Genomic DNA, 15347 nt, shown 5'->3' on the forward strand with positions numbered 1-15347 from the left:
TACTGCGCGCGCGCCGCCTCGATGTTCAGCACCGACACGCGCAGGTCGCGGTTGTTCTTCAGCGCGATCTCGATCAGCCGCTGCAGGCGCGGATCGACGAAGAATTCGCGCCAGCCGATGGCCGCCGCCGCCTGGCCGTTCGCGCTGCGCTCACCGGTCGCACCCGGCTGCGTCGCATAGACGCCGCCGGCCGGGTACGCCTGCTCAACGGGCGCGTCAGGCCGCTTGTAATGCGGCGCCATCGTGCAGCCCGCGGCGAACAGCGCGGCAGCCAGTGCGGCCGCGCTTGCAGTCAAAGCGTGTTTTTGCATCGTTACTGCCCCTTGTTGCCTTGGTCGCCGTTACCCGGCGTCTCTTCGTGGTGCGAGTGAGCCTGAGCCAGGCGCAGCGCCTCGTCGGCATCTTCCCGCTCGCCGCTGAACACGGCCCGCACCTTCACGAAGAACATCGGGATCATGAAGATCGCGAAGAACGTCGCCGTGATCATCCCGCCGACCACGCCCGTACCGATCGCGTGCTGGCTGGCCGAACCCGCGCCGTTGCTGATCGCGAGCGGCAACACGCCGAGAATGAACGCGAGCGACGTCATCAGGATCGGACGCAGCCGCAGGCGCGCCGATTCCAGCGCGGCCTCGATCGGCCCCATCTTCTCCGTCTGCTGCAGTTCGCGCGCGAATTCCACGATCAGGATCGCGTTCTTCGCGGACAGGCCCACGGTGGTCAGCAGGCCGACCTGGAAGAACACGTCGTTCTCGAGGCCGCGCATCGTCGCCGCGAGCAGTGCACCGATCACGCCGAGCGGCACGACCATGATCACCGAGAACGGAATCGACCAGCTCTCATACAGCGCCGCGAGACACAGGAACACGACGAGGATCGAGATCGCGTACAGCAGCGGCGCCTGCGAACCGGACTGGATTTCCTGGAACGACAGGCCCGTCCACGAATAGCCGATGCCGGTCGGCAGCTTCTTCGCGAGCGCTTCCATCGCAGCCATCGCCTGGCCCGTCGAGTTGCCCGGTGCGGCCTGCCCCTGGATTTCGATCGCCGACACACCGTTGTAGCGTTCGAGCTTCGGCGAGCCATAGACCCAGTGACCAGTCGCGAACGCGCTGAACGGCACCATCCCGCCCGATCCGTTGCGCACGTACAGGATGTTCATGTCTTCCGGTGTCATCCGGAACGGCGCGTCGGCCTGCACATAGACCTTCTTGATCCGGCCGTCGACGTCCAGGAAGTTGTTCACGTACTGCGACGCCCACGCGATCGAGAACGTCTGGTCGATCGCGGTAGCCGTGACGCCCAGTGCATTCGCCTTCTCGCGGTCGATGTCGACCTTGTACTGCGGCGTGTCGTTCAGGCCGTTCGGGCGCACACCCTGCAGCGTCGGATCCTTCGAGGCCATCCCGAGCAACTGGTTGCGCGCGGCCATCAGCGTTTCGTGGCCGAGACCAGCGTTGTCGGTCAGCTCGAAGTCGAAGCCGGCCGCCGTGCCGAGTTCCGGAATCGACGGCGGGTTGAACGGGATCACCATCGCGTCCTTGTAACCCGCGTAACGCCCGAACATCCGGCCGATCAGCGCCTGCACCTTCTGGTTCGCATGCTGACGCTGCGCGTAGTCCTTCAGGCGCACGAACACGAGACCGGAGTTCTGGCCGCGACCCGCGAAGCTGAACCCTGCCACCGTGAACGCCGATTCGACGATGTCCTTCTCGTCATTCAGCAGGTAGTCGGAAATGTTCGCGAGCGTCTTCGCGGTCGTTTCCTGCGTCGAACCCGACGGCGTCTGCACGATCACGAACATCAGGCCCTGATCCTCGTCGGGCAGGAACGACTTCGGCAGGCGCACGAACAGCAGGCCGACCGCGACGATCACGACCAGATAGATGATCATCCAGCGGCCCGAGCGCTTGATCACATGGTGCACGCCGACGTGGTACTTGTCGCGGCTGCGATCGAAGGTCCGGTTGAACCAGCCGAAGAAGCCCTTCTTCTCTTCGTGATGCCCTTGCGGAATCGGCTTGAGGATCGTCGCGCACAAGGCGGGCGTCAGGATCAGCGCGACCAGCACCGACAGCACCATCGCCGTCACGATCGTCAGCGAGAACTGACGATAGATCGCGCCGACCGAGCCGCCGGAGAACGCCACCGGCACGAACACCGCCGACAGCACGAGCGCCACGCCGATGAGTGCGCCGGTGATCTGGCCCATCGCCTTGCGGGTCGCCTCCTTCGGCGACAGCCCCTCTTCCGCCATCACGCGCTCGACGTTCTCGACCACCACGATCGCATCGTCCACCAGCAGCCCGATCGCGAGCACGAGGCCGAACATCGACAGCGTGTTGATCGAGAAGCCCACCAGCGACATGACCGCGAACGTGCCGAGCAGCACCACCGGCACCGCGATCGTCGGGATGATCGTCGCCCGCAGGTTCTGCAGGAACAGATACATCACGAGGAACACGAGCACGATGCCTTCGAGCAGCGTCTTGACCACTTCCTCGATCGACAGCTTCACGAACGGCGTCGTGTCGTACGGATACTCCACGCTGAAACCGTGCGGGAAATACGGCCTCAGTTCCTCGATCTTCGCGCGCACGGCGTTCGCGGTCGCGAGCGCATTCGCGCCGGTCGCGAGCTGGATACCGAGCGCCGCGGTCGGCTTGCCGTTGTACTTCGTGTCGAAGTTGTAGTCTTCGCCGCCGAGGCCGATCTTCGCGACGTCCTTCAGGCGAACCTGCGAGCCGTCCTGGTTGACCTTCAGCAGGATGTTGCCGAACTGCTCGGGCGTCTGCAGCAGCGTCGATTCGGTGATCGTCGCCTGCAGCACGGTGCCCGGCATGGCCGGCGTGCCGCCGATCTGGCCGCCCGCGATCTGCACGTTCTGCTGCGTGATCGCGGTCGACACGTCGACCGGCGTGAGACCGTAGTTCGTCAGGCGGTTTGGGTCGAGCCAGATCCGCATCGCGTACTGCGAGCCGAACAGCGTGACGGTGCCGACGCCGTTCAGGCGGCTGATCGGATCCTTCACGTGCGACGCCACGAAGTTCGAGAGGTCGTCCCGGTTCATGCTGCCGTCGTCGGAGTTGAAGGCGAGCACCAGCAGGAAGCTGCTGCTCGACTTCGTCACCGACAGGCCGAGCTGCTGCACGACCTGCGGCAGGATCGGCGTCGCGAGCGACAGCTTGTTCTGCACCTGCACCTGCGCGATGTCGGCGTTGGTGCCCGGCGCGAAGGTCAGCGTGATCGTCGCGTTGCCCGAGTCGTCACTGGTCGACGACATGTACAGGAAGTTGTCGAGGCCGCTCATCTGCTGCTCGATCACCTGCGTCACCGTGTCTTCCACCGTCTTCGCGGAAGCGCCCGGGTAGCTCGCGCTGATCTGGATCGATGGCGGCGCGATCGTCGGATACTGCGCGATCGGCAGCGTGAAGATCGATGCGACGCCGGCCAGCATCAGGATGATGGCGATCACCCACGCGAAAATCGGGCGATCGATAAAAAACTTTGCCATGAAGCAGGCTCCCCGTTATTGCGCGCTCGACGCGGCGGCGGCACTTGCCGGCGCGGCGCCCGATGCGGCGGCGGCGCTCGCGGCTGCCGGCGCGGCCTCGCCGGTGGCGGTGTCCGGCGCGAGCTGCGCCGCTGCCGATTTCACGGTCGCACCCGGGCGCACCTTGTCGACGCCCTGCACGATCACGTGATCGCCCGCTTCCAGGCCGCCTTCGACGACCCAGTTCCGCCCGTTCATGCCAACCGTCTTCAACGGACGCGGCTCGACCTTGCTGGCCGCATTCACCACCATCGCGATCGCCTGGCCCTTCTGGTCGTGCGTGACGCCGATCTGCGGCACCAGGAACGCGTTCTCGTTCACGCCTTCCTCGATCCGTGCACGCACGAACATCCCCGGCAGCAGTACGCCGTCCTTGTTCGGGAAGATCGCGCGGATCGTCACCGAGCCGGTGGTCTGGTCGACCGTCACGTCCGAGAACTGCAGCTTGCCCGGCTCCGAATAGGTCTTGCCGTCCTCCAGGATCAGCGACACCTTCGCCGCGCCCGGGCCCGACGTCTTCAGGCGCCCGCTCTGCACGTCCTGGCGCAGCTTCAGCCCTTCGAGGCTCGACTGCGTGAGGTCGACATACACCGGATCGAGCTGCTGCACCGTCGACATCAGCGTCGCCTGGCTGGCCTGCACGTACGCGCCTGGCGTCACCTGCGAAATGCCGACGCGGCCGGTGACCGGCGACACGACGTCGGTATAGCCGAGGTTGATCTGCGCGGTATCGACCGCCGCGTTGCCGGCCGCGACGTCCGCCGCGGCCTGGCCTTGCGCGGCCACCGCGTTGTCGTAGTCCTGCTTGCTGACCGCGTTCGCCCCGACCAGCACCTTGTAGCGCGCAACCAGCGCGTTCTGCGTCGTCAGGTTCGCTTCAGCCTTCGCCAGCGTCGCCTTCGCGCTGTTCAGCGCGGCGATGTACGGCGCCGGGTCGATCTTGTACAGGCGCTGGCCTGCCTTGACGTCGGTGCCTTCGGTGAATTCACGGCGCAGCACGATGCCGTCGACCCGCGCGCGCACCTGCGCGACGAGGAATGCGCTGGTGCGGCCCGGCAGTTCGGCGACGACCGGGACCGCTTGCGGCTGGACGGTGACGACGCCGACCTCCGGCGTTTGCGGCGGTGGCGCCGATTCTTTTTTTCCGCACGCAGCCAGGAAAACGGCGGCTGCCGCGACAGTGATCAAGCGGTATGGAACCCGTTCGACGCGCATAGAGCGACCTCTCACAAATAAACGACCTTCAATAGGAATCACTAAACCTCCTCGCCGCGGGCACGAACCGGCACACGGTCAGTTACGCCGTTTTTTCGACGGGAATGGACAAAGGACTCGGGCATTCGCCGCGCCCGGTGAAGCGTTCGCGGGCCGAACGGCTTCCGTAAAACAATGACGACCGCGCCTGACATGCCGAAACGCAGGCAGGCAGCGGCAGCAAGTCGCGTCGCCGGCCTCCGAGAAAGCACGTTGCCGACGCATTCGCTCGACACCCTCGTCGAGCGATGCACGACCTTCGGGAGCGAGCCGATGGAGAACCGGCCGGCACGACAACGTCGTGCTCCGGCCTGCCACGTCCGACGCCGCGCGCCCCGTTGCACGCGTCGAATCACGCAACCGTCACGGCACCGGACGTCGCATTCGAGCGACCTGTCACGCATCGCACGACAGGTCAGGATGACGCGACAACCATCGGAATTTCCCGTGCCACGGGGCCAATCAATTAATTCATCATTTGTTGATTTACGGCGATACTAAGGCAACCTCAACAGCCGTGTCAACCGCCTGAGGCCCGTGTGGAAAGACCGCCCGAAGGTCGGCAAACGGGCGCCCACATACTTGACGCGCGGCCGCGCGACGCTATCGGAGGCCCGCTCGCCGTTACAAGCAATGGAGTATTGACGAATCGGAAACAGGGACGATGCCGGTTCCGGCCGGCATCGAGCGGACGGCGGGTCGCGCGGCGCCCGGCCTGCCTTGACACGTCATCACCGGAGGGATACCATGCCGAAATTCAACACTCGTTGAATTTATATATGGTCGACAAATCCGATGCCCGCGCATGTCGCACGAGAGGCACATTCGCTGGATCGGGATAGTGGGATAGTTGGGAACACACAGGCCGCCCCACGTATTGCGAGAACCTCACATGGATCAACTCGAATCGATACGCACCTTCCACGAAGTGGTGAATTCGGGAAGTATTTCGGGCGCGGCACGGAAACTGAGCGTTTCCGATGTGGTGCTGAGCCGCCAGATCAGGTGGCTCGAGAAACGCCTGGGGGTGTATCTGTTCTCCCGCGAAACACGCGCGGTGTCATTGACGGACGTCGGCCGCCGCTATTTCGACCGTACGCTCGAGCTCGTGTGCAGCCTGGACGACTGCGAGCGGTCGATCGCCAACATGGTTCACAAGCCGATGGGCACCTTGCGGATCGTCGCGCCGAATTTCTTCTCGCACTACGGCCTCGCGCAGTGCCTGCATCAGTACAACGTGACGTATCCGGATGTCCGCCTCGAGCTTACCCTCGTCGATCGGCCGATCAACCTGGTGCACGACGGTTACGATCTCGGCCTGGTGGACACGTCGCTTCTTCCCCACTGCCCGACCAGCCTGATTGCCCGCCCCATCATGAGCGAACCGCTCATCGCGTGCGCGTCGCCCGAGTATCTGCGGCGCAGGGGAATTCCGGAACATCCGGACCAGTTGGTCGAGCACGCCCATGTCGCACTGACGGCCCAACCGTCCGGTAGCCGCGAATGGCTGCTCGAGGGCCCGGACGGCACGCGGCATACCCTCGACCAGCGGCCGACGATGGTCGTCGACAACATCGATGCGTTGATCCAGATGCTGATCTCCGGGGCAGGCATCGGCTTCGCGCCCGCCACCCTGGTCCGGCAGGATATTCAGAACGGGAAATTGCTGGAAGTGCTCCCGGAATATTCGACGGCGATCTTCTCGGTCAGCATCGTCTATCCCAGCAGGGAACATATGCCCGCGAAGGTTCGAACCTTCATCGATCACCTGCTCCGCACCGTCGGCGAACCCGCTCATGCTCCGGTGCCGCGACACCTCGCGACCGGCCCGGACCCGGTGCGCAAGCCAGACGCCCGGATGGAGCGAGCATCGGCCGACACCGCCGGAAGGCTCGCCGCGGCAGCCGCCTAGCGTATCCGCCACGCCGGCGCCGTACGGCGCGCTCCGGCCACGATCGCCGGGCGCCGGGCGCGATCCGGCCCGGATCGATACCGCGGCTTACCGGAACATCCCGAGCGCGATGTCGAGCACCTCTTCCTTGAATTTTTCCGGCGACGCCGGCAGCGACGAGAAGGTCGACAGGATGTGGCTGTACGACATGACGTTACTGATCGCCATCACCATCATGTAATACATCGTATCCGGATCGTGCGGTTTCAGCTTGCCCGCCTCGATCGCATCGGTCAGCAACGGAACGAACGCCTCGCGATACGGGCGAACGTGGCGCTCCAGCAGCAGGTTGAGCCGCTCGCCCTGCTCGGTTGTGGCGGTCGAGAAGAACATGCCGATATACCGGTCCTCGGACACGGTATCGATGAAGAGAATGATGGCCTGCCTGATGCGCTCGCGCGGCGACATGCGCGCCTCGCTCAGTTGTCTCGTCGATTCGATCAGGGGTCCCAACTGCTCGGAGAGCTGCTCGACCACGGCGATCCACAGCCCCTCCTTGGAGCCGAAGTGATGCGACATGAGCGCGGGATCCACACCGGCCAGCTGTGCGATGGCCCGCACACTGGTTCCTTCATAACCCTGGGTTGCAAACATTTGCCGCGCCCCGCGCAGCAATGAGTCGAAACCCGTCAGTGCGCTGCTCGTTGGACGTCCGCGAGCCCGTTTCTTCGCGGCGCGTTTGGGCGGTGTGCTGGAAGGCGCCATTTCTCCTGCTGTCTCGCTCTCTGATTCGATGACCCGCCAGTATAGCAAGCGCGTTGTGCCGGCCTGGCCCATGCGTGGCATCGGCAGCGGCCTGGATCACGGCGCCGGATGCCCGCGTGCATGAACGCGGGCGCCAGCCGTGCCAGCCGGCCTACTCGCCTTCGCTCACTCCCGCTTCCAGCGATTTCAGCCCGTCGGGCAGGTCGATTTCGGGAAGCGGTTGCTTGACGAGCCGGTTGAGCGTCGCACGTGCGACGCCCAGCGCGCAGAAGGCAAGTTCCATGACCGCGCGCGGATGATCCGCGGGGGCCGCGCCGCTCAGGACGGTCTCGATGCTCTGATGAATCGCGCCGAGCAACAGATCGTGCGCAGCCCGCGCATTCGCATATTTCATCATCCCGCATTCGAGCGCGGCCGCCAGATCGCGCGGCAGATAGATTTTCGTCAAGCGCCCGCTCGCCGCTTCGCGCACCCCGGTGCGGGTGATGAACGCGCCCCAGGCGGGATGCATCACCGCGACCTGGACGAAGATCTGACACCCGATCCAGATCCGCTCGATCGGGCTGTCGATCTTCGACACGCAATTCTCGATGGCCACGATGACCTGGTCGTTGAGCTCGGCGGTCACGGCATCCAGCAGCTCGCCGGTCGTCTTGAAGTAGTTGTAGAACGTGCCCCGCGCGACACCTGCCGCCGCGAGGAAATCGTCGATCGACGCGGCATCCGGCCCCTTCCGCGCATACACCTCCACCGCCGCGCTCAACAGCTTGCGGCGCGTCGCCTCACGCCGCACGGCGCCCGTGCGCACGCGGTGGTCTTCCATTTCGGCCTCGACGGCCACGCGTCGCGCTCTGGAATGATTCGCTGCCAATGCCTCTCCTCGGGGTTTCCCCCATTTGCATGGACGTACTTGTCAAATTGACAATACAATCCAATTTATACTGTTGTGTCATTTTGAAGAATTCGTTTCCGGAGGAGACATGGAAGCAGACAAACACGTCGACGTCGCAATCGTCGGCTACGGGCCGACAGGGCAACTGCTCGCCCTGATGCTGGGCCGCGCGGGACATCGGGTCACGGTGATCGAACGCTGGCCCGACCTGTACCCGCTGCCGCGCGCGGTCCACTACGACCACGAGATTGCCCGCCTGTTCCAGGCCTCCGGTGTCATGGATGATATCAAGCCCATCACCGAGATCGCCGATCGCTACCAGTGGCTCAACGCCCGGGACGAGATCCTGATGGACTTCGACTGGAGCGGCCCGGGGCCGAGCGGCTGGCCCGTCTCGAACCTGTTTTCCCAGCCGCAGCTCGAACGCGTGCTCGACACGCACGTCCGGCGCTTGCCCAATGTAACCGTCCGCACGGGGTGGTCGGCGCTCGCGCTGCAGCAAAACGACCCGGGCGTCAGCGTCGAGATCGGGGCCGGCCGGTTCGAGAACGGCAAATGGTCGGCAACCGGCGAGACCGACACCGTCCACGCGCGTTACCTGATCGGCGCCGACGGCGCGAATTCGGTCGTGCGGACGCTGTCCGGAATCGAATTCGAGGATCTCGGCTTCGCGTTCGACTGGCTCGTCGTCGACGTCCAGCCCGCCACGCCGCGCGAATGGATTCCCAAGGCATGGCAGCTGTGCGATCCGGCGCGTCCGACCTCGATCGTTCCGGGCGGCCCGGGACGCAGGCGCTGGGAGTTCATGCTGCTGCCCGGCGAAACGGGGGAGCAGATGAATCAGGACGCCGTCGCCTGGGACCTGCTCTCGCGCTGGGACGTCACGCCCCGCAACGCGACGCTCGAACGCCATGCCGTCTATACCTTCCGCGGGCGCTGGGCGCGGCAATGGCGCACCGGCAACGTGCTGCTCGCGGGCGACGCGGCCCATCTGATGCCCCCGTTCGCGGGCCAGGGCATGTGCAGCGGGCTGCGCGACGCGGCCGCGCTCGCCTGGCGCCTCGACACGATTCTGCGCGGCACGGGCAGCGACACGCTGCTCGAAAGCTACGGTCCGGAGCGGCTGAACCACGTGCGCGACATCATCGATTTCTCGATCGAGCTCGGCAAGGTGATCTGCATCGCCGATCCCGAGGCTGCCGCGGCACGCGACCAGGCGATGCTGGCCGCGCAGGCCACGCCGGGGTTCCGGCCGCCTGCCACGCCGCAGCCGCGACTCGGCGCAGGACTCTACGATCCGCACTCGCCGGGCAGCGGGCAGCTCACCCCGCAAGGCCGAATCGAGATCGGCGGCAAACGAGGGCTGTTCGACGACCTGTTCGGCGCGGGCTTCGCACTGATTGCACGCGATCGGGCGACGCTCGATCGCCTGAGCGACGAGAACCGCCGGGCCCTGGACAGGCAACGCGCGATCGTCACGCACTTCGGCCCGGGCGGGTGTGTCGACGTCGACGGCATCTACGGCGAGTACTTCGCGCAGCACGACGTGGTCGCCCTGCTCGCCCGCCCCGACTTCTACAGCTACGGTTCGGCCCGCGCCGCCGACGGCCTCAACCCGCTCGTCGACGCATGGCGTCACGCCATGGAGCCGGCCTGCTGAGCCCCCCCTTCGATCAGGAGAAAAACATGACGCAACATCGCAGACGCGATCGTCTCGGCATTCATTCCATCGGCGAATTCCGCATGTCGGTGCCGTCGCTCGACGAGGCCCGACACTTCTACACCGCGTTCGGTCTCGATGTCCGGACTGACGGCGAGGCAGGACTGTCGATTCGCACCTTCGGCTCGCCGCACGCATGGGGCCGCCTGCGCGAAGGCGCGCGCAAGAAGTTCGAATGGCTCACGCTGCACTGCTTCGACGACGACCTGGACGCGCTGCACGCCCGGGCGCTTGCCGAAGGTGTCGAAACGATCGCGCCGCCGCCCGACGCGGATCCATCCGGCTTCTGGATCCGCAATCCCGACGGCATGCCGCTGCAGATCCGCGCCGGCATCAAGACGACGCTCGACGAAGCGGCGCACGTGAGCCCGCCCTTGCCGGCGGACGGCCTGCGGTGCGCGCCGTACCGGCGCAATACGCCGGCTGTACGGCCCACGCGCCTCTCCCACATCGCGTTCGCCACGTCGAACGTGCCGGCGCAGATCGACTTCTGCGAGCGCGTGCTCGGCCTGCGCCTCTCCGACCGCTCCGGCGACGGCGTGGCCTTCATCCATGCGCCGCACGGAGGCGACCACCACCTGTTCGCGTTCGCGGCAAGCGCCGGCCCCGCGCTGCATCACCTGAGCTGGGACGTGCCGACCGTCGAAGAGGTGGGACTGGGCTACATGCAGATGCATGCGGCCGGCTACACGAACGGCTGGGGGATCGGCCGTCACGTGCTGGGCTCGAACTACTTCCACTACGTGCAGGACCCGTGGGGCAGTTTCTCGGAATACAGCGCGACGATGGACTACATCCCCGCTTCGGTGGACTGGATCGCGCAGGACCACCCGCCGCAGGACGCCATGTACCTGTGGGGCCCGGACCTGCCCGCGATCTTCGTCGAAAACTCGGAGCAAGGCGTCTGACACGCCGGATCCGGCGGCCAAGGCGATCGCGGTGCGGCACGCACGGCGATCCACCCAACCCTATCTTTCAGGAACAACGCATATGAAACTCGTGACTTTTCAATGTCGCGGCTACCAGTCGATCGGCAAGATCGAAGGCAACCAGGTCATCGACCTGCCGGCGAGCGATCGCGGCCTGCCCGCCACGATGCGGGAACTGCTCCAGGGCGGCGCCGCGCTGATGCAGCGCGCGCAGGCGATCCGGCTCGCCGACGCGGCGACCTACCCGCTCGCGGACGTGCGCCTCGACGCCCCCGTGCCGAATCCGTCGAAGTTTCTCGCGATCGGCATGAACTATCGTCGTCACGTCGAAGAAGCCAGGGCCGCCGGCATCCAGGTGCCCGACAGCCAGGTCTGGTTCAACAAGCAGGTGTCGTGCGTGAACGGCCCGTTCGATCCCGTGCACATGCCGAAGGCGTCGGACAAGCTCGACTACGAAGCGGAGCTCGGCGTCGTGATCGGCCGCCGGTGCCGTCACGTCCCGGAAGCCGACGCCGCATCGGTCATCGCCGGCTACGTGATCTGCAACGACGTTTCCGTGCGCGACTGGCAGATGCGCTCGCCGACGATGATGCTCGGCAAGTCGTTCAACACGCACGGCCCGTTCGGCCCGTGGCTCGTGACGCCCGACGAAATCGTCGATCCGCATGCACTGCAACTGCGCATGATCGTCAATGGCGAAACCCGTCAGTCGGTCAGCTCGGGCGAGATGATCTACAACATCTGGCAACAGATCGCCTACCTGTCTACCGTGATGACGCTCGAACCGGGCGACGTGCTCGCCACGGGCACACCGTCTGGCGTGGGAGGCGCAAGCAAGCCGCCGCGTTTCCTGAGCGTGGGCGACGTCATGCGGGTCGAGATCGACGGGGTGGGCCACATTGAAAACGTCGTCGTCGCCGAACCGGCCTGACGCAAGGGACACGTCAAACATGGCACGCAAAATCATCATCACCTGCGCGATCACCGGCTCGATCCATACGCCGAGCATGTCGCCCTATCTGCCCGCCACACCCGGGGACATCGCGCGCGAGGCGATCGCCGCGGCCGAAGCCGGCGCGGCGATCCTGCACCTGCACGCGCGCAACGGCGAGGACGGGCGACCGGCCTTCTCCGCCGACGCGTATCGGCAGTTCCTCCCGAAGGTGCACGCGGCAACCGACGCCGTGATCAACATCACGACGGGCGGTGCGGTCAACATGACGCTCGACGAGCGCCTGGCGGGCGCGCTCGACGCGTCGTCGGAAATGGCATCGTGCAACATGGGTTCGATGAACTTCGCGATCTTCCCCGTGCTCGACAAGCTGACGACGTTCAGGCACGAATGGGAGCGCCCGTTCATCGAAGGCACCCGCCATACCATCTTCCGGAACACCTTCGCGGATATCGAGGAAGTCCTCACTCGGCTTGGCCACGCGCACGGGACGCGCTTCGAATTCGAGTGCTACGAGGTCGGCCACCTGTACACCCTCAAGCACTTCGTCGACCGCGGGCTGGTGAAGGGGCCGCTCTTCCTGCAGTTCGTCCTCGGCATTCTCGGCGGGATCGGCGCCGATCCGGAGAATCTCGTGCACATGAAGCGCATCGCCGACAAGCTGTTCGGCGACGGCTACCAGTGGTCGGTGCTCGGCGCCGGCAAGCACCAGATTCCGCTGATCACGCAGGCGGCGCTGATGGGCGGCAACGTGCGCGTTGGCCTGGAAGATTCGCTCACGATCGGGCCGGGCAAGCTCGCGACGTCGAACGCCGAACAGGTCACGCTGATTCGCGACATCCTCACGCGGCTCGGCTTCGACATCGCGACGCCGGCCGACGCCCGGCAGATGCTCGGCCTCAAGGGCCGGGACAAGACGCGGCTCTGATCGCGATACACGACAACGCCCGGACCGGCGCGGCCGCTTGCGCCCACCGGGCGCCCCGGGCGACCCGACAGGATGGAGAAACCAATGAACGACACCGACCGCACGTCCGACGTGCGGACCATGGAAGAGCGGCGCCGGGCGGCCATGCTCGCGGCGGACACGCACGCGCTGCGGGAAATCCTCGACGAAGGCCTCGTCTACGTCCATTCGACCGGTACGCGCGACGACCGGGAGAGCTTCCTCGCGAGGCTCGAGCGCGGCGCGATCCGCTACGACGCGTTGTCGCTCGATGTCATCGGGATTCAGATGCACGAGCGATTTGCGCTGCTGCACGGAAAAATGGACGCCCGAATCGGCACACCCGACGGCACCCTCGCCGTTTCGACCCGCTACGAAGCGGTGTGGATGCGGTCCGGCGAAGCCTGGCGGGTCGTGGCGTTCCAGGGGTTGCCGCCGGGCATCGCGAACGCCCCCGATGAAGGTCTCGGTCACGCAGGTTGAGCGTATCGCGCGGTCGCGCACATGACCGTTCCTCACGGTCAGTAAGTACGCGCCCAACCTCGACGAGCCTCAGGAAGCCGCCACCGGAAGCAGCGTGACCGGCGGATAGCTGGATTCGACCTGTCCGGCATCCGCGCTTCGACACCGGAATCATTTTCCGTAAAACATATCGGATAACTAAACAAAACGAATTGGAGACGTCATGAAAAAGAACCACCTCTTGTGCGCAATGGCAACGGGCGTCATGCTGAGCGCCGGCATCGAACCGGCCCAGGCCATGAATACGACGCAGACCAACGCCACCGGCGCGGTCGAATCGATGATGGGCGGCGCATCGATCGCCAATCCGCTGACGAGCGCCGTGGCCGGCGACAACCCCGCCGGCATGGCATTCGTGGGCAACCGCGCGGATCAGGGCGTGCAGGTTCTCGTCGGGCACGCCCAGTCGAGCTTCGGCGATCCGTCGAACCGGCAGGCTTTCGACACGACCGGCCCGATGCCGGACGGCGGCTTCAACGTCACGCTCGGCGAGCGGTTATCGCTCGGCCTGTCGATCGGCTCGGCCGGCGGCGGCGTGAACTACCCCGGCCCCGCCCTGCCGATCCCCGGCGCCCCGCCGGCGAAGGCCAAAAACATTTTCGTCAACTTTCTGCCGACCATCGCGTACCGGGTCACGCCGGATCTGGCCATCGGCGTCTCGGCGATCCTCGGCGTGCAGAAATTCGAGGCGCAAAGCATCCTGGCGCCGGCCGCCGGCGGCGGCGTCGCGGTACAGCCCACGCACGGCATGACCACGACGTACGGGGCCGGCGGCGGCATCGGCGTGATGTGGAACGTGTCTCCGCTCGTCACGGTGGGCGCGTCGTACTCCACACGGGTACGCTTCTCGCGCGCAAGCGGCTATGCGGACGACCTCTTCGCGGCCGGCGGCGGACATCTCGACGAACCGTCGCGTGTCGGTGCGGGCCTCGCGCTGCATCTCTCGCCGCGCCTGACCGTCGCCGCCGACATCCTGCGGATTCAGTGGTCGCACGTCGCCGTGCTCGGCGATCCCGATACGTTCGGGCTCCGCGATCAGACGGTCGTTCGCGCGGGTCTCTCGTGGGCCGCGAGCGACCGGTTCACGGTCCGGTTCGGCGGCAAGCACGCCACCGACAGCATCGATTCGCAGCACACCGCCGCGAACTACTTCGCGCCGCTGATCCTGACCGACTCGATAAGCGGCGGGTTCACGTGGCGGGCATCGCCGAAGTGGGACGTATCCGCCGGCTACGAATACGACTTCCCGAAGACCGTCACCGGATCGGGTGCAAGCGCCGGAACGAACATTCACGCCCGCTACTCGCTCATCATGCTCAATCTCGGACGCAAATTCTGAACCGGCGGGTGGCGAGCAGATTGCCGCGCTGCCGAAACGGGGGCTGGCTGGGGAATGCCCCGCGCCCCGCGCCGACCGGCCGGGCTTGAGCGGCGTCATCCTGCCTTGTCGGCGCCGTGCGCGCGCGTCGTGTCGCCCGGTTCGCCCGCTTGCATCCGCGACAGCATGCGCGTCGCATTGGCGGAACAATCGATCTCGTCGGATTTGGCCTCGATTCCGGCCATCAACGACACGAGATGCGCCTTGTTCCGTTCGAGCCGCACCTGCATGGCCTCGATATCGCACACCTTGCGGCGCAGCGCATCGAGCAGTGCGCCATGCTGCCACTGCGCAAGGTCGGGCGGCAGCAACATGCGAATCTCGTTCAGGCTGAAGCCGGCCTGCTGCGCCGTCGCGACCAGGCCGAGCACCAGCACGGCGTCGGGAGAATAGGCCCGATAGCCGTTGGGTTGACGCTCGACCGCCGTCAACAGGCCGATGCGTTCGTAGAAGCGGATGCGCGAAGGCGTCAGGCCGGTGCGCTCCGCCAGATCCCCGATCTTCATGACCCGAATGCACAAGTGTCCATCCGGGTGGGCGGCTTC

At 65.9% G+C, this 15347-nt stretch carries 12 protein-coding genes and 1 pseudogene; 7 read left to right on the forward strand and 6 right to left on the reverse strand.

What is annotated here, in order from left to right; genetic code table 11:
• The 3 genes and pseudogenes from GQ56_RS0138060 to GQ56_RS0138070 form a co-directional block, all read right to left on the reverse strand.
• Window positions 1-311 (reverse strand): annotated as a pseudogene (locus GQ56_RS0138060) (multidrug transporter); the annotation flags it as partial.
• 2 nt (window positions 312-313) lie between these two features.
• Window positions 314-3514, reverse strand: a complete 3201-nt coding sequence (locus tag GQ56_RS0138065; RefSeq protein ID WP_031403625.1) for an efflux RND transporter permease subunit — start codon at window positions 3512-3514, stop codon at window positions 314-316.
• A gap of 15 nt (window positions 3515-3529) precedes the next feature.
• Window positions 3530-4768 carry an efflux RND transporter periplasmic adaptor subunit gene (locus GQ56_RS0138070; protein ID WP_031403626.1) on the reverse strand — a complete coding sequence of 413 codons (1239 nt, stop codon included), beginning with the start codon at window positions 4766-4768 and terminating at the stop codon, window positions 3530-3532.
• Window positions 4769-5699: 931 nt separating this feature from the next.
• Here GQ56_RS0138070 and GQ56_RS0138075 point away from each other — a divergent pair.
• Complete coding sequence (locus GQ56_RS0138075; protein ID WP_052000989.1) at window positions 5700-6719, forward strand: LysR family transcriptional regulator; 1020 nt, start codon at window positions 5700-5702, stop codon at window positions 6717-6719.
• An 87-nt stretch (window positions 6720-6806) separates the two neighbouring features.
• Here GQ56_RS0138075 and GQ56_RS0138080 read toward each other — a convergent pair whose 3' ends face one another.
• Together GQ56_RS0138080 and GQ56_RS0138085 are read right to left on the reverse strand one after the other, a co-directional pair.
• On the reverse strand, window positions 6807-7535 hold the full coding sequence (locus GQ56_RS0138080) for a TetR/AcrR family transcriptional regulator (RefSeq protein ID WP_265183129.1): 729 nt from the start codon (window positions 7533-7535) through the stop codon (window positions 6807-6809).
• Window positions 7536-7614: 79 nt separating this feature from the next.
• Window positions 7615-8286 carry a TetR/AcrR family transcriptional regulator gene (locus GQ56_RS0138085; protein ID WP_152602001.1) on the reverse strand — a complete coding sequence of 224 codons (672 nt, stop codon included), beginning with the start codon at window positions 8284-8286 and terminating at the stop codon, window positions 7615-7617.
• A gap of 157 nt (window positions 8287-8443) precedes the next feature.
• Between GQ56_RS0138085 and mhpA the strand changes: the two genes are divergently transcribed.
• From mhpA to GQ56_RS0138115, 6 genes are all read left to right on the forward strand, one after another.
• Complete coding sequence (mhpA, locus tag GQ56_RS0138090; RefSeq protein WP_043301761.1) at window positions 8444-10015, forward strand: bifunctional 3-(3-hydroxy-phenyl)propionate/3-hydroxycinnamic acid hydroxylase MhpA; 1572 nt, start codon at window positions 8444-8446, stop codon at window positions 10013-10015.
• Between the two features lie 26 nt (window positions 10016-10041).
• Window positions 10042-10983, forward strand: coding sequence for a VOC family protein (locus tag GQ56_RS0138095; protein WP_031403631.1), 942 nt, complete (start codon window positions 10042-10044; stop codon window positions 10981-10983).
• Between the two features lie 82 nt (window positions 10984-11065).
• Window positions 11066-11935, forward strand: coding sequence for a fumarylacetoacetate hydrolase family protein (locus GQ56_RS0138100; RefSeq protein WP_031403632.1), 870 nt, complete (start codon window positions 11066-11068; stop codon window positions 11933-11935).
• A 19-nt stretch (window positions 11936-11954) separates the two neighbouring features.
• The gene (locus tag GQ56_RS0138105; protein ID WP_031403633.1) at window positions 11955-12884 is read left to right on the forward strand and encodes a BKACE family enzyme; all 930 of its coding nucleotides are present in this window, start codon (window positions 11955-11957) and stop codon (window positions 12882-12884) included.
• Window positions 12885-12968: 84 nt separating this feature from the next.
• Entirely contained in the window at window positions 12969-13385 is a 417-nt protein-coding gene (locus tag GQ56_RS0138110; RefSeq protein WP_031403634.1) for a nuclear transport factor 2 family protein, read from the forward strand.
• Between the two features lie 202 nt (window positions 13386-13587).
• Entirely contained in the window at window positions 13588-14763 is a 1176-nt protein-coding gene (locus GQ56_RS0138115) for an OmpP1/FadL family transporter (protein WP_081895038.1), read from the forward strand.
• 95 nt (window positions 14764-14858) lie between these two features.
• On the opposite strand, the gene GQ56_RS0138120 is transcribed toward GQ56_RS0138115, so the two are convergent.
• The gene (locus GQ56_RS0138120) at window positions 14859-15308 is read right to left on the reverse strand and encodes a MerR family transcriptional regulator (protein WP_031403636.1); all 450 of its coding nucleotides are present in this window, start codon (window positions 15306-15308) and stop codon (window positions 14859-14861) included.
• Window positions 15309-15347 lie beyond the last annotated feature (39 nt).

Origin of the sequence: Burkholderia paludis (genome assembly GCF_000732615.1) — a bacterium.
Lineage (GTDB): Bacteria > Pseudomonadota > Gammaproteobacteria > Burkholderiales > Burkholderiaceae > Burkholderia > Burkholderia paludis.

What these genes read in the sequence shown, in the direction of transcription:
- GQ56_RS0138065 (WP_031403625.1), bottom strand. Translation starts at nt 3,514, where the DNA reads ATGGCAAAGTTTTTTATCGATCGCCCGATTTTCGCGTGGGTGATCGCC.
- GQ56_RS0138110 (WP_031403634.1), top strand. Translation starts at nt 12,969, where the DNA reads ATGAACGACACCGACCGCACGTCCGACGTGCGGACCATGGAAGAGCGG.
- GQ56_RS0138095 (WP_031403631.1), top strand. Translation starts at nt 10,042, where the DNA reads ATGACGCAACATCGCAGACGCGATCGTCTCGGCATTCATTCCATCGGC.
- GQ56_RS0138100 (WP_031403632.1), top strand. Translation starts at nt 11,066, where the DNA reads ATGAAACTCGTGACTTTTCAATGTCGCGGCTACCAGTCGATCGGCAAG.
- GQ56_RS0138120 (WP_031403636.1), bottom strand. Translation starts at nt 15,308, where the DNA reads ATGAAGATCGGGGATCTGGCGGAGCGCACCGGCCTGACGCCTTCGCGC.
- GQ56_RS0138075 (WP_052000989.1), top strand. Translation starts at nt 5,700, where the DNA reads ATGGATCAACTCGAATCGATACGCACCTTCCACGAAGTGGTGAATTCG.
- GQ56_RS0138115 (WP_081895038.1), top strand. Translation starts at nt 13,588, where the DNA reads ATGAAAAAGAACCACCTCTTGTGCGCAATGGCAACGGGCGTCATGCTG.
- GQ56_RS0138085 (WP_152602001.1), bottom strand. Translation starts at nt 8,286, where the DNA reads ATGGAAGACCACCGCGTGCGCACGGGCGCCGTGCGGCGTGAGGCGACG.
- GQ56_RS0138105 (WP_031403633.1), top strand. Translation starts at nt 11,955, where the DNA reads ATGGCACGCAAAATCATCATCACCTGCGCGATCACCGGCTCGATCCAT.
- GQ56_RS0138070 (WP_031403626.1), bottom strand. Translation starts at nt 4,768, where the DNA reads ATGCGCGTCGAACGGGTTCCATACCGCTTGATCACTGTCGCGGCAGCC.
- mhpA (WP_043301761.1), top strand. Translation starts at nt 8,444, where the DNA reads ATGGAAGCAGACAAACACGTCGACGTCGCAATCGTCGGCTACGGGCCG.
- GQ56_RS0138080 (WP_265183129.1), bottom strand. Translation starts at nt 7,535, where the DNA reads ATGGGCCAGGCCGGCACAACGCGCTTGCTATACTGGCGGGTCATCGAA.